This window comes from Leifsonia sp. SIMBA_070, assembly GCF_046534635.1.
GTDB lineage: Bacteria > Actinomycetota > Actinomycetes > Actinomycetales > Microbacteriaceae > Leifsonia.
Map to the genome: position 1 here is coordinate 1 of NZ_JAWRYK010000332.1, position 268 is coordinate 268.

Here is a 268-nt window from a genome sequence, read left to right on the forward strand (position 1 = left end):
TAAGCGAGTTTTTCGCCTCATAATAAACTGTTTGCAATTTATCCTTAAGGAACCCTATTGAATACTCAGAAATTTTAACCGCAACTTCATAACGTTGCTCTTCACTTAATAACCGAGGCTGGGCTTCTGTGTTTCTTGTGCTGTTTAAAGCTTCAATAAATCCATTAATGAGCTCATCTTTAATCTGGTCTAGTTTTTCAACTTGATTATCCTTATAATTCGCTTTTATAACCTTAGTCAAAACTTTCAAATACATTTCAATTAATTG

At 32.5% G+C, this 268-nt stretch carries 1 protein-coding gene; it reads right to left on the minus strand.

Annotated features, from left to right (window positions below; genetic code table 11):
• The coding region (locus SB754_RS20565) for a hypothetical protein (RefSeq protein WP_410784214.1) at positions 1 to 268 on the minus strand (268 nt) is incomplete at both ends.